The following is a 12,579-nucleotide window of genomic DNA, read 5'->3' on the forward strand; positions in this document are numbered from 1 at the left end:
GTGGTGATGCTCCGGCGAGCGCCGGTCAGCTGGAGGGGTCTTCGGGGCGGCGGTCGGCGCCGTCCACCGGCGGGAACTGCGACGTGTCCCGGGGCCGCTCCGGCCGCTCGCCGTGCGGGGGCTGCGCGGTGTACGGCGGCCAGGTGCTGCTCGGCGGCTGCTCGCCGTGCGGGGGCCAGGGCGCGTTCGAAGGCTGCTGGTCGTGCGGTGCCCAGGGACCGTTGGGCGGCTGCTGGGCATTCGGGGGCCAGGGGCCACCGGGCGGCTGCGGCCCGTTCGGCGGCCCGGGCGGGAACGGACCCGGCACGTAGGGCCGCGCCTTCGGGAACGGCCGCAGGTAGTCGCGCACCTGCGGCTTGGCCAGCGCGAGGATGCCCGACAGCCCGGCGACCAGGTAGAACAGCGTCTGGATGTTGACCGCTCCGCCGATCGTGCCGAGCACGGCGACGCCGGCGAGGATGCCGGAGAAGGTGAACCCGACCGGACGCGCCCAGGGCCGGCGGTCGCGCAGTGCCTGCGCGGTCAGCCCGTGCCCGATCGCGACGACGAGGACGGCGCACGCGAGGAAGATCAGCAGGCTGCGGATCACGCCGGGCTCCGCGAGCGCGGCCGAGGCCGGCTCGCCCGGCAGATCGGTGAGCTGCTTGCGCAGCTCGCGCTCGGTGTCGCTGAGCATGAACAGGCTGGTGACGCCGATGAACACCAGGAACGCCGCGGTCGCGGTGTACAGCGTCGTCGCGCGCTTCACCTCGAGGGGACGCTCGGCCTGGGGCGGATCGGAGCGCTCCGGCGGTGCTGGAGCGGGCACGCCAGGCGGTGTCGGCTCGCTCACGCGCTGGACCTTTCGAGTTCTCGGATGCGGGACCGCCGGCTCAACGGCGGCGATGCCGCACCAGCCTACGTGACCACGCTCGGGACTGCGGGGGACGTGGAGAACAACGTCCGGCGTCGCGACTTGGTGCCCGGCGGCCCGGTGCCGACGGCAGAAGGGTGTGCCCGGGCTCCCTCGAGAGCCCGGGCACACCCGCACCGGCCGGCGACGCGGCTACACGTACGCCGGTTTCTTGCTGATCACCAGACCGTCCTCGCCGCGGTCCACCTGCACGGTGTCGCCGTCCACGACGCCGCCGGACAGCAGCAGCTTCGCCAGCGGGTCACCGATGGCCGACTGGATCAGCCGCCGCAGCGGCCGCGCGCCGTACAGCGGGTCGAAGCCGTCGATGGCCAGCCACTCGCGGGCGGCGTCGGTGACCTCGAGCTCGAGGCGACGGTCCTCGAGGCGCTTGGCGAGCACCCGCAGCTGGATGTCCACGATCTTGCCGAGCTCGTCGGTGCCGAGGCTCGCGAACACCACCACGTCGTCCAGCCGGTTGAGGAACTCGGGCTTGAAGTGCCCGCGCACCACCGCCATGACGGCGTCCTTCTTCTCCGCGTCGCTGAGCGTCGGGTTGCTGATCGCTTGCGAGCCCAGGTTGCTGGTGAGGATCAGGATGGTGTTGCGGAAGTCGACGGTCCGGCCCTGGCCGTCGGTCAGCCGGCCGTCGTCGAGCACCTGCAGCAGGACGTCGAAGACGTCGGGGTGCGCCTTCTCGACCTCGTCCAGCAGCACCACCGTGTACGGCCGGCGGCGGACCGCCTCGGTCAGCTGGCCGCCCTCGTCGTACCCGACGTACCCGGGAGGGGCACCGACCAGCCGCGCGACGCTGTGCTTCTCGGAGTACTCGGACATGTCGATGCGGGTCATCGCCCGCTCGTCGTCGAACAGGAACTCCGCCAGCGCCTTGGCCAGCTCGGTCTTGCCGACGCCGGTCGGGCCGAGGAACAGGAAGCTGCCGGTCGGCCGGTTGGGGTCGGCGATGCCCGCGCGGGCGCGGCGGACGGCGTCCGCGACGACCTGCACCGCGGTGCTCTGCCCGATCACGCGGCCGGTGAGCGCCTCCTCCATGCGCAGCAGCTTCGCCGTCTCGCCCTCCATCATCCGCCCGGCCGGGATACCGGTCCACGCGGCGACGACCTCGGCGATGTCGTCGGCCGACACCTCCTCCTTGAGCATCACGTCGGTGCCGGCCTCGGCGGCGCTGGCCTCGGCGATCTGCTTCTCGAGGGCCGGGATCCGGCCGTAGCGCAGCTCGGCCGCCTTCGCCAGATCACCGTCGCGCTCGGCGCGCTCCTCCTCGCCGCGCAACGCGTCGAGCTGCTCCTTCAGGCCACGGGTCGCCTCGAGGGCGCCTTTCTCCTGCTGCCAGCGCGCGGTGAGCGCACCGAGCTGCTCCTGCTTGTCGGCCAGGTCCTTCTGCAGCGCCTCGAGCCGGGTCTTCGACGCGGCGTCCTCCTCCTTCGACAGCGCCATCTCCTCGATCTCGAGGCGTCGTACGACGCGCTCGATCTCGTCGATCTCGACCGGCCGGCTGTCGATCTCCATGCGCAGCCGGGACGCGGCCTCGTCGACGAGGTCGATCGCCTTGTCCGGCAGGAACCGGCTGGTGATGTAGCGGTCGGACAGCGTCGCGGCCGCGACCAGCGCCTGGTCGAGGATCCGCACGCCGTGGTGCACCTCGTACCGGTCCTTCAGGCCGCGGAGGATGCCGATGGTGTCCTCGACGCTCGGCTCGCCGACCAGCACCTGCTGGAAGCGGCGCTCGAGCGCGGGGTCCTTCTCGATGCGCTCGCGGTACTCGTCGAGCGTGGTCGCGCCGACCATCCGCAGCTCGCCGCGGGCCAGCATCGGCTTGATCATGTTGCCGGCGTCCATCGAGGAGTCGCCGCCGGCGCCGGCGCCGACGATGGTGTGCAGCTCGTCGATGAAGGTGATGATCTCGCCCTCGGACTCGGTGATGTCCTGCAGCACGGCCTTGAGCCGCTCCTCGAACTCGCCGCGGTACTTGGCGCCGGCGACCATGCCGGCCAGGTCCAGGCTCATCAGCCGCTTGCCCTTGAGCGACTCGGGGACGTCGCCGGCGATGATGCGCTGCGCGAGCCCCTCGACGATCGCGGTCTTGCCGACGCCGGGCTCGCCGATCAGCACGGGGTTGTTCTTCGTACGGCGACTGAGCACCTGGATGACCCGGCGGATCTCGGTGTCCCGGCCGATGACCGGGTCCAGCTTGCCGTTGCGGGCCTTCTCGGTGAGGTCCACGGCGTACTTCTGCAGCGCCTGGTAGGACCCCTCCGGGTCGGCGCTGGTCACCCGGCGGTTGCCGCGCACCGTCTTGAAGGCGTTGATCAGCGAGTCGGGCGTCGCGCCGTTGTCGGTCAGGCTGGTGCGCGCCTCGCCGCCGGACTGGGCGATCGCCACGAGCAGGTGCTCGGTCGAGACGTACTCGTCGTTGAGGCTGCTCGCGAGCTTGGTCGCGGCGTTCAGCACGTCGAGCAGCCCCCGGCTCGCCTGCGGCGCGCTGGTGGTGGCGCCGGTGGCGCTGGGCAGCCGGCCGATCTTGGCCTGCGCGTCGGTCAGCACCGACTGGGGGTTGGCGCCGACCGCGTCGAGCAGCGGGCGGGCGATGGCGTCGGAGGGCTCGATCAGCGCGACCAGCAGATGCACGGGCTCGAGCTGCGGGTTACCGCCCTCGGCCGCCAATCGCTGCGCGGCGGCGAGCGCTTCCGAAGACTTGGTGGTGAGCTTCTGCTGGTCCACAGTGGTCCCTTCTCCGAGAGTCGCTAGCTGGTTGACCGGCCGCGTGCTGCGGCCACGAAGATGCAACGCCGAACAAAGTTGAGCGTATTCCGCTCAACTTCAGGTTTCGGTGAGGGCCTGCCGCTCGCGGTGGCTTCTGCCCCGGTGTCGCGGCCCGCGGTGGGTTCTGCCCCGCTATCACGCCGGGAGCGGGGTGGAACCCACCGCCAGAGTCAGAGGTCAGGGGCGGGAGGAGCGGCCGCAGACGGCGGGCGGCGGGCGAGGCGCCGGGGGCCGCCGCCGGTCTAGGGTGGGTCGCATGGCCCGAGCACTTGTCGGCGTGTCCGGTTGGCGCTACCCGTCGTGGCGCGGCGACTTCTACCCGAAGGGGCTCCCCCAGCGGCTCGAGCTGACGTACGCCGCCGAGCGGATGACCTCCATCGAGGTCAACGGCTCGTTCTACTCGCTGCAGCGTCCCAGTTCGTACGCCGCGTGGCGGGACGCCGTCCCCGAGGACGTGGTGCTCGCGATCAAGGGCGGTCGCTACATCACCCACCTCAAGTCGTTGCGCGACGTCCGCACGCCGCTCGCCAACTTCCTCGCCAGCGGCGTCCTCGCGCTCGGTGAGCAGCTCGGTCCGCTGCTGTGGCAGCTGCCCGCGCGGTTGCACTTCGATCGCGACCGGCTGGCCTCGTTCTTCGAGCTGCTGCCCAGGACCACCGCGGAGGCTGCGCTGCTCGCCGCCGCGCACGACGAGAAGCTGCCCGACGAGCGCAGCCTCACGACCTGCGCGGTCGATGTGCCCGTGCGGCACGCTCTCGAGCCGCGGCACGCCAGCTTCGACACCGACGAGGCACGGGCGCTGTGCGCGGAGTACGGCGTGGCCGTCGTCATCGCCGACAGCGCCGGGAAGTGGCCGGTCATGCACGATGCGACCAGCGACTTCCGATACGTCCGCCTGCACGGCGAGACCGAGCTGTACGCGAGCGGATACACCGACGAGTCGCTCGACAGGTGGGCCGACATCTGCCGGGGATGGCTCGGCGAGGGCCACGACGTGCACGTGTACTTCGACAACGACATCCGCGGGCACGCGCCGCACGATGCGGTTCGGCTGCTCGACCGGCTCGGCATCCGGAGGGGTGAGCAGGCATGCGGCGCGTCCGGCTGACCGTCACCGGCCGCGTGCAGGGCGTCTACTTCCGCGCCAGCACGGAGCAGCGGGCTCGCCGGCTCGGGCTGACCGGTTGGGTGCGCAACCTGCCCGACGGGTCGGTGGAGGTCGAGGCCCAGGGCGCCGAGCAGGACGTCGCGGCCCTGATCGACTGGTGCCACGAGGGGCCGGCGTACGCCCGGGTCGACGACGTCGACGCGTGCGACATCGACGTCACCGACGACCGGCGCTTCGAGGTGCGGTAGCCGGCGTCCGTCCTGGAGCGCGGCCCGCACGCCGAGCCCGGCTCGGGACCCGAAGCGGGTTTCGTCGGGGAAAGCGGGCAAGTTTCCCCGCCTTGGACGACGAAACCCGGTTCGTCCGCGAGGGCCAGGTCAGCGCGGGGGACGGCGCGGCGGGTCAGCGGCGGCAGGCCAGCGCGGCAGGCCCGCGCCGGGGCCCCGCGTCAGTCTCCGGACAGGCCGCCGAGGTCGTAGACGCGGAAGCCGACCGCGTACTCGGTGCCCAGCGCCGCACCGTCGCCGCGCAGGATCGTCGGGATGAAGTCGCGCGGCGCGGGGTGACCGGGCAGGTCGGCGAGGTACGCGGTATGCGCCTCCAGCGAGGCGACGGCGGCGTCGACGTCGGCCTGGGACACCTCGACGGCGTGCGTCTGCCGGTCGTGTCCGCTCACGAGGAGCGCCTTGGTGTGCCACTTGTCCAGCCCCTCGTCGCGGGCCAGCTCGGGAAAGACCCACGTGTTGTCGGCGTCGCGTACGGCGTCCAGGGTCGCGAGCCCGGCGGCGCGATGGTCGGCCTGGTTCAGCCCGCCGAACGCCTCGACGTCCCAGACCGCGGTGACGACGGCGTCCGGACGGCGCTGGCGGACGACGCGCGCGATGTCGCGGCGCAGCTCCAGCGAGTAGACCAGGTGCCCGTCGGGGTGGTCGAGAATCGTCAGATCGCGGACGCCGACGGTCTCGCACGCGGTCCGCTGCTCGGCGGCCCGCAGCGGACCGACCTCCTGCGGCGGTCGCTGCATACCCGCTTCGCCGCTGGTGAGCAGCAGGTACGAGACCTCGATGCCGCGGCGGGTCCAGCCCGCGACCGCGGCCGAGGTGCCGTACTCGAGATCGTCGGGGTGCGCGACGACGCACAGCACGCGCTGCCACGCCGCGTCGTCGAGCCGCTGCAGGATGGGAGTCTGGTCCGGCGCCGGGGAAGTCGTCATCCGCTCATCGTCCCCGACCGCGGCGCCGGACTCACCAACGAAGCGGGTTTCGTCGGCGAAAGAGGGCAAGTTTCCCCGCTTTCGGCGACAAAGCCCGCTCTCGGTCCGCGGCGGTGGTGCCGCTCCGCAGTGCTCGCCTCCCCCGTCGGCGGCGGCTGCGGCTACTGCTTGCGCAGCAGGTAGCGCTGCACCTTCCCGCTGGGCGTCTTGGGCAGCTCGTCCACGAAGTTCACCTTCCGCGGGTACGCGTGCTTGGAGTACTGGTCGCGGACCAGCTTCTGCAGCTCCGCGGCGAGCGCCGGCCCCGGCTCCGCACCCGGCATCAGGACGACGAACGCCTCCACCATCTCGCCGCGTACGCCGTCCGGATCGGGACGGCCGACGACGGCGACCTCCGACACGGCCGGGTGGGTCACCAGGACGCTCTCGACGTCGAACGGGCCGATCCGGTAGCCGGCCGCGAGGATCACGTCGTCGTCGCGCGCGTTGAAGAAGTAGTACCCGTCGTCGTCCACGCGCCCGGTGTCGGCGGTGAGGTACCAGGCCCGGTCCTCGGTGAACCGCTCGGCGGACTTCGCCGGATCGTCGACGTAGCCGGTGAACCACAACGCGGGGCTGCCCGCGACCTCGATGGCGATCTGGCCGTCGACGAGACCCGCCGTGATCCCGGGCAGCGGCACGCCCATCGATCCCTCCTTGAGCGGCCGGGCGACGTCCGGGTGCCAGAGATTGCAGATCACCATGCCGAGCTCGGTCTGCCCGTAGTGGTCGCGCACCTCGATGCCGAAGCTCTTCCGGCTCCACGTCACGACGTCCGGCGTCAGCGGCTCCCCGGCGGACGACGCCCGCCGCAGCGGGTGGGTCGCATCGGCGGCGGTGGCGCGCATCGCCCGGTACATCGTCGGCGCGCCGCAGAAGTTCGTCACGCCGAAGCGGCGCATGATCTGCAGGCACTGCGCCGGCTCGAACGCCGCGCGGACGAGCAGGCCCGGACGCCCGGCCAGCAGGGGCGTCACGAGGGCGTAGAAGAGGCCGTACGCCCAGCCGGGGTCGGCCGCGTTCCAGAACACGTCGTCCTCGCTGACGTCGAGCGCATAGTGCAGGTAGGAGTGGAAGGAGGCCAGCGCCCGGACCGGCACCGGGACGCCCTTCGGCTTGCCCGTGGTGCCGCTGGTGTAGATCTGGATGAACACGCCGTCGCCGCCGACCGCGACGTTGTCGGCCAGCGGCTCGGCGTCCGCCGCCCGGGCCATCAGGTCGTCGATGTCGAGCACCCGGACGTCGAGCGGGTCGACCTTCTCCCGCTGCCCGGCGTCGGTGATCACGTGCTCGGCGTGGGAGCCCTCGACCCGCAGCGCGATCGCCCCCGTCGCGAACGCCGTGAACAGCGGGACGTGCACCGCGCCCAGCCGCCACAGCGCCAGCAGCGCCACGACCAGCTCGGGTCGCTTGCCGAGCAGCACCGGGACGCGGCTCCCCTCGCCGATGCCCTCGCCGGCCAGCACCGTCGCCAGCCGGCGCGACCGGTCCGCGAGCTCGCCGTAGGTCAGGGTGTACGAGGAGAGGTCGGGCTCGACCACGGTGAACGCGGGGCCGCCGGAGGGGTGCCGGTCGCACAGCAGGTACGCGACGTCCGCGTCCGGAGCACCGTAGGTGTCGATCCACTCCTGCAGCTGCTGGTCGGCGCCGGGCATCGTTGTCTCCTCGCATCGTCGGGTAGTCAGCCAATTCTGCGTCATACCCGCCGGTATCGGCAGCCATCGGACCCTCCCCGCCGCGCGAGACCTGCGCGGCGACGGCCGAGCCTGCGTGGTTGGATGGATCAGATGAGCAGGCTCGACCAGCACCTGGGAACCGGCACGTCGCCCGACGAGGTGTACGCCGCATTCGTCGCCTGGGCGAGCGAGAACGGCATCGAGCCGTATCCCCATCAGGACGAGGCGATCCTCGAGCTGCTCGGCGGCGCGAACGTCGTCCTCGCCACACCTACCGGCTCGGGAAAGTCGCTCGTGGCGGCCGCCGCGATCCTCAACGCGCTGGCCGCGGACCGGGTGAGCTTCTACACCGCGCCGATCAAGGCCCTGGTCAACGAGAAGTTCTTCGACCTGTGCGCGCTGTTCGGCCCGCAGAACGTCGGGCTGCTGACCGGCGACTCGTCGGTGAACGCCGACGCCCCGATCATCTGCTGCACCGCCGAGGTCCTCGCCAACATCGCGTTGCGCGAGGGCCGCGCCGCGGACGTCGGGCTGGTGGTGGCCGACGAGTTCCACTACTACGGCGACCACGAGCGGGGGTGGGCGTGGCAGGTGCCGCTGCTGGAGCTCACCGGCGCGCAGTTCCTGCTGATGTCGGCGACGCTCGGGGACACCCACGAGATCCGCGCCGACCTCACCCGGCGCACCGGGCGCGAGAGCGCGCTCGTGGACGACGCCGAGCGGCCTGTCCCGCTCACGTTCACCTGGGCGATGACGCCGCTCGCCGAGACGGTCGAGGAGCTGGTGAGCACCCACCAGACGCCGGTGTACATCGTGCACACCACCCAGGCCGCGGCGATCGAGCACGCGCGCTCACTGCTCACCCTCCCGATCGCGACCCGCGCCGAGAAGGACGCGATCGCGGAGCGGATCGGCGACTTCCGGTTCGCCGCCGGATTCGGCAAGGTGCTCTCCCGCCTCCTGCGCAGCGGGATCGGCGTCCACCACGCCGGCATGCTGCCGAAGTACCGCCGCCTCGTCGAGCAGCTCGCGCAGGCCGGCCTGCTGAAGGTCATCTGCGGCACGGACACTCTCGGCGTCGGCATCAACGTGCCGATCCGCACGGTGCTGTTCACCGGGCTCGCCAAGTTCGACGGCACCCGGGACCGGGTCCTGCGGGCGCGCGAGTTCCAGCAGATCGCCGGCCGCGCGGGCCGGGCCGGCTACGACACCATCGGGTACGTCGTCGTCCAGGCCCCCGAGCACGTCATCGAGAACGAGCGCGCCAAGGCCAAGGCGGACGCCAAGAACGCGGCCAACCCGAAGAAGAAGAGCAAGGCGCAGCTGAAGAAGCCGGCGCCGGGCACGGTCGTCTGGAGCGAGGCCACCTTCGAGAAGCTGGTCGGTGGCGAGCCCGAGCAGCTGCGGTCGCGGATGAAGGTCGACAACTCGATGCTGGTCAACGTCATCTCCCGGGACGAGGACGCGTTCCCCGTCATGCGCCGGCTGCTCACCGACAACCATGAGCCGCGCGCCACCCAGCTGCGGCTCGCGCGCCGCGCGTTGCGGCTCACCCGCAGCCTGGTGCGCAGCGGCGTCGTACGCCGCCTCGACGAGCCCGACGCGCACGGCCGGCGCTATGTGCTGCCCGAGGACCTGCCGCACGACTTCGCCTTGAACCAGCCGCTGTCGCACTTCGCCCTGGCGGCGCTGGAGATCCTGCCGCCGGACTCCCCCACCCACGCGCTCGACGTCGTCTCGGTGATCGAGTCCGTGCTCGAGGCGCCGCGCGCGATCCTGTTCGCGCAGCAGAACGCCGCGCGTCGCGAGGCGGTCGCCGAGCTGAAGGCGGACGGCGTCGACTACGACGAACGGGTGCGGCTGCTGGACGACATCACCTGGCCCAAGCCGCTCGCCGAGCAGCTGGGTGCGGCGTACGAGATCTACCGGCAGGGCCACCCGTGGCTGCGTGAGGACGCCGTCGACCCGAAGTCGATCGTGCGCGAGATGTACGAGCAGGCGATGGGCTTCAACGACTTCATCAGCCGCTACCAGCTCGCCCGGTCCGAAGGGCTGCTGCTGCGCTACCTGACCGACGCGTACCGCACGCTGCGGCAGACCGTGCCGGCCGACGCCCGCACCGGCGAGCTGGACGACATCGAGCACTGGCTCGGCGAGGTGATCCGGCAGATCGACTCCAGCCTGCTCGACGAGTGGACGGCGCTGACCGACCCGGACGCCGTCCGGCGACGCATCGAGGCGCAGGAGTCCGCGGGCCCGCCGCCGCTGTCGACCCAGGAGCGCGCGCTGAAGGTGATGGTGCGCCGCGCGATGCTCGCGCGGGTGCAGCACATCGCGCTGGAGCGGGTCGACGCGCTCGTTGCGCTGGACGCCGCGGCCGGCGCCAAGTGCGATCCGGCACGCGAGCCGATCCTGGGCCACGACGCGTGGGACGACGCCCTCGATCGCTACTTCGCCGATCACGACGAGGTGCTGACCTCCGGCGACGCCCTCGGGCTGAGCAACCTCTCGATCGAGAGCGCCTCCGGGCCGCCGCCCGGCGGCGACCCGGAGGCCACCGCGCGGCTCTGGCTGGTCACCCAGACCCTGCAGGACCCGGCGGCCGACCGCGACTGGGTCGTCGAGGCGACGGTCGATCTCGACGCCACCGACGAGGCCGGCGAGCTGGTGCTGCTCGCGACGGCGATGCGCCGCCTCTGACCGGTTCGGCGGTGCAGTAGCGCACGCTGATCGCGCGATAGCGTGGCCTACTCCCCCGCAGAATGCCTAGGCGGTCGGTTCTTCGGGCGCCCGGACGACGACGCGGCCGAGAACCTTGCGCTCGCCGATCAGCCGCAGCGCCTCGGGCAGGTCGTCGAAGGCGTACGTCGTGACCAGGGGACGGATCGCGCCGTCCTGGTACATGCCGACCAGGGTGTCGTGCACGTGGCGCCGGTAGGCGGCGTCCTCCCGGAACGGGCGCATCCGCACGCCGACGACGTCGTAGTTCTTCAGCAGCACGTGGTTCGCCGGGGCCGACGGGATGGTGCCGCCGGCGAAGCCGATGATCAGCAGCCGGCCCTCGACGGCCATGATGCGGCGCGACCGGTCGAACACGTCCCCGCCGACCGGGTCGTAGACGACGTCGACTCCCCGGCCACCAGTCAGCTCCTTGATCACCGCGACGAAGTCCTCCGCGTGGTGGTCGATGACGACGTCCGCGCCGAGCTCATGGGCGACCGCCGCCTTCTGCGGGCCGCCGACGACCGCGATCACCCGGGCACCGAGGGCCTTCGCGATCTGGACCGCGGCCATCCCGACCCCGCCGGTCGCGCCGTGCACGACGACCGTCTCGCCGGCCCGCAGCCGACCGCGACGCACCAGGCCGACGTACGACGTCTGGTAGGCGGCGAACAGCACGGCGACGTGCTCGGCGGGCATGTCGCCGGGGACCGGCAGCAGCCGGTCGAGCGTGGCCGCGACGCGGGCGGTGAGCATCGTCCCGCCCTTGCGACCCGCGAGCGCCAGCACCCGCTGCCCCTCGCGCAGGCCGCTGCCGGACGGCGCCCGTAGCACCCGCGCCGACGTCTCGCCGCCGATCGCGAACGGCAGCTCGGGCTTGTCGTGGTACAACCCCTGCGCCATCAGGTAGTCGGGGAACCCGAAGCCGGTCGCCTCGACCTCCAGCAGCGCCTCGTCCTCGGCCGGCACCGGCTCGGGTATCTCCACCTGACGGATGACCGAGGGAGGATCGCCGAGCTCTGTGACGTGCCATGTCCGCATCGGGCCACCGTAGCGGGCGGACCCACCGAGGACGCACGCAGCGTCGGCTCGCGGCGCCGGGGCCCGGGCCGGACCCGGCATCATGATCACCATGACGACATTCGGCATCGTGGTGGTCGGGCTGCTCATGCTGATCGGCCTGTGCGGGGTCGTGGTGCCGGTGCTGCCCGGCGTGCTGCTGATCGCCGGGGCCGCGCTGTGGTGGGCGATCGGGGACGGCGCGAGCGCCGTGCACTGGACGGTCTTCGCCGTGCTCACGGTGATCGGCGTCGTGGGCACGTGGCTGAAGTACGCCGTGCCGGCCAGGCGCACCTCACGCGCCGGTGCGAGCGGCGTCTCGATGCTGTCGGCGTTGGTGCTCGGCGTCGTGGGCCTCTTTGTCATCCCGGTCGTCGGCGGCCCGATCGGCTTCGTCGTCGGGATCTACGCCGCCGAACGGGCACGGCTGAGATCGCACGCGCCGGCATGGGCCGCGACGAAGGCCGCGCTCGGGGGCTTCGCGCTGTCGATGCTGATCGAGTTCACCACCGCCGTGCTGATGGTCGGGACGTGGGCCGTCGGCGTCGTGCTCACCCGCTGAGCGCGGCGGACCTTCGACCCTGGCGCCCACCGCCGATCCGGCGCATCGTTTCCAGCCATGACAGGCATACGCACGCTGCTGCCGAAGCGGCGCCTCTCGCCCGAGGGCACCGGCCACCGGTCCTGGCGGACGACGTCGCTCGGCGGGTTCTTCATGGTGACGGGCGGGATCCACGTCGGTCTGGCCGCGGCCGACCCGAGCATCTACCGGACGTTCGCGTCCGGCTCGTACCTCGGCTTCGTCCGCGAGAAGTGGGCGACCGTCTTCATGGCCCGGCCCCGCACCTGGGCGCTGCTGCTGGCCGGCGGCGAGATGGCCATCGGCGCCGGGCTGCTCGGCGGCGGGCGGGCGGCCGAGCTGGGCTGGCTCGCGGCCATCGGCTTCCACCTCCTGCTGATGCTGTTCGGCTTCGGCTTCTGGCTGTACGCCGTGCCGGCCCTCGCGGTGATCGTCCGGGCCGCGCGGCACGACTGGCCGCACCTGCGCGGGCCGGCCGGGGCGTGATCGGCCGCCGCCCGCCCCGGC

The 12,579-nt window shown here is 72.2% G+C and carries 10 protein-coding genes; 5 read left to right on the forward strand and 5 right to left on the reverse strand.

Annotation, left to right across the window (positions count from 1 at the left end; genetic code table 11):
• Window positions 1-25: 25 nt before the first annotated feature.
• Entirely contained in the window at window positions 26-832 is an 807-nt protein-coding gene (locus F8A92_RS07100; protein ID WP_153504465.1) for a hypothetical protein, read from the reverse strand.
• A 213-nt stretch (window positions 833-1,045) separates the two neighbouring features.
• Window positions 1,046-3,634 (reverse strand): ATP-dependent chaperone ClpB, encoded by a 2,589-nt coding sequence (gene clpB / locus F8A92_RS07105; RefSeq protein ID WP_153504466.1) that lies wholly within the window; start codon window positions 3,632-3,634, stop codon window positions 1,046-1,048.
• A gap of 298 nt (window positions 3,635-3,932) precedes the next feature.
• On the opposite strand from clpB, the gene F8A92_RS07110 reads away from it, so the two are divergent.
• Both F8A92_RS07110 and F8A92_RS07115 read left to right on the forward strand, forming a co-directional pair.
• Window positions 3,933-4,784, forward strand: coding sequence for a DUF72 domain-containing protein (locus F8A92_RS07110; RefSeq protein WP_153504467.1), 852 nt, complete (start codon window positions 3,933-3,935; stop codon window positions 4,782-4,784).
• Complete coding sequence (locus tag F8A92_RS07115) at window positions 4,766-5,032, forward strand: acylphosphatase (protein ID WP_153504468.1); 267 nt, start codon at window positions 4,766-4,768, stop codon at window positions 5,030-5,032. The genes F8A92_RS07110 and F8A92_RS07115 overlap by 19 nt, the downstream gene beginning before the upstream one ends.
• Window positions 5,033-5,232: 200 nt before the next feature.
• On the opposite strand, the gene F8A92_RS07120 is transcribed toward F8A92_RS07115, so the two are convergent.
• Both F8A92_RS07120 and F8A92_RS07125 read right to left on the reverse strand, forming a co-directional pair.
• Complete coding sequence (locus F8A92_RS07120; protein ID WP_153504469.1) at window positions 5,233-5,997, reverse strand: PIG-L deacetylase family protein; 765 nt, start codon at window positions 5,995-5,997, stop codon at window positions 5,233-5,235.
• Between the two features lie 161 nt (window positions 5,998-6,158).
• Window positions 6,159-7,691: an AMP-binding protein gene (locus tag F8A92_RS07125; RefSeq protein WP_153504470.1), complete on the reverse strand. Its 1,533-nt coding sequence runs from the start codon at window positions 7,689-7,691 to the stop codon at window positions 6,159-6,161.
• 132 nt (window positions 7,692-7,823) lie between these two features.
• Between F8A92_RS07125 and F8A92_RS07130 the strand changes: the two genes are divergently transcribed.
• A complete protein-coding gene (locus tag F8A92_RS07130; protein ID WP_153504471.1) occupies window positions 7,824-10,412 on the forward strand; it encodes a DEAD/DEAH box helicase in 2,589 nt (862 codons plus the stop codon).
• A gap of 66 nt (window positions 10,413-10,478) precedes the next feature.
• Here the strand turns inward: F8A92_RS07130 and F8A92_RS07135 are convergent, their stop codons facing one another.
• Window positions 10,479-11,474, reverse strand: coding sequence for an NADPH:quinone oxidoreductase family protein (locus F8A92_RS07135; protein ID WP_153504472.1), 996 nt, complete (start codon window positions 11,472-11,474; stop codon window positions 10,479-10,481).
• 91 nt (window positions 11,475-11,565) lie between these two features.
• On the opposite strand from F8A92_RS07135, the gene F8A92_RS07140 reads away from it, so the two are divergent.
• Window positions 11,566-12,054 carry a DUF456 domain-containing protein gene (locus F8A92_RS07140; protein WP_153504473.1) on the forward strand — a complete coding sequence of 163 codons (489 nt, stop codon included), beginning with the start codon at window positions 11,566-11,568 and terminating at the stop codon, window positions 12,052-12,054.
• A gap of 57 nt (window positions 12,055-12,111) precedes the next feature.
• Window positions 12,112-12,558: a hypothetical protein gene (locus F8A92_RS07145; RefSeq protein ID WP_228389273.1), complete on the forward strand. Its 447-nt coding sequence runs from the start codon at window positions 12,112-12,114 to the stop codon at window positions 12,556-12,558.
• The last annotated feature ends 21 nt before the right edge of the window (window positions 12,559-12,579 follow it).

The organism is Cumulibacter manganitolerans (assembly GCF_009602465.1).
Lineage (GTDB): Bacteria > Actinomycetota > Actinomycetes > Mycobacteriales > Antricoccaceae > Cumulibacter > Cumulibacter manganitolerans.

Coding starts and splice junctions, on each gene's coding strand:
- F8A92_RS07140 (WP_153504473.1), top strand. CDS start 11,566: ATGACGACATTCGGCATCGTGGTGGTCGGGCTGCTCATGCTGATCGGC.
- F8A92_RS07120 (WP_153504469.1), bottom strand. CDS start 5,997: ATGACGACTTCCCCGGCGCCGGACCAGACTCCCATCCTGCAGCGGCTC.
- F8A92_RS07145 (WP_228389273.1), top strand. CDS start 12,112: ATGACAGGCATACGCACGCTGCTGCCGAAGCGGCGCCTCTCGCCCGAG.
- F8A92_RS07110 (WP_153504467.1), top strand. CDS start 3,933: ATGGCCCGAGCACTTGTCGGCGTGTCCGGTTGGCGCTACCCGTCGTGG.
- F8A92_RS07135 (WP_153504472.1), bottom strand. CDS start 11,474: ATGCGGACATGGCACGTCACAGAGCTCGGCGATCCTCCCTCGGTCATC.
- F8A92_RS07130 (WP_153504471.1), top strand. CDS start 7,824: ATGAGCAGGCTCGACCAGCACCTGGGAACCGGCACGTCGCCCGACGAG.
- F8A92_RS07125 (WP_153504470.1), bottom strand. CDS start 7,691: ATGCCCGGCGCCGACCAGCAGCTGCAGGAGTGGATCGACACCTACGGT.
- F8A92_RS07115 (WP_153504468.1), top strand. CDS start 4,766: ATGCGGCGCGTCCGGCTGACCGTCACCGGCCGCGTGCAGGGCGTCTAC.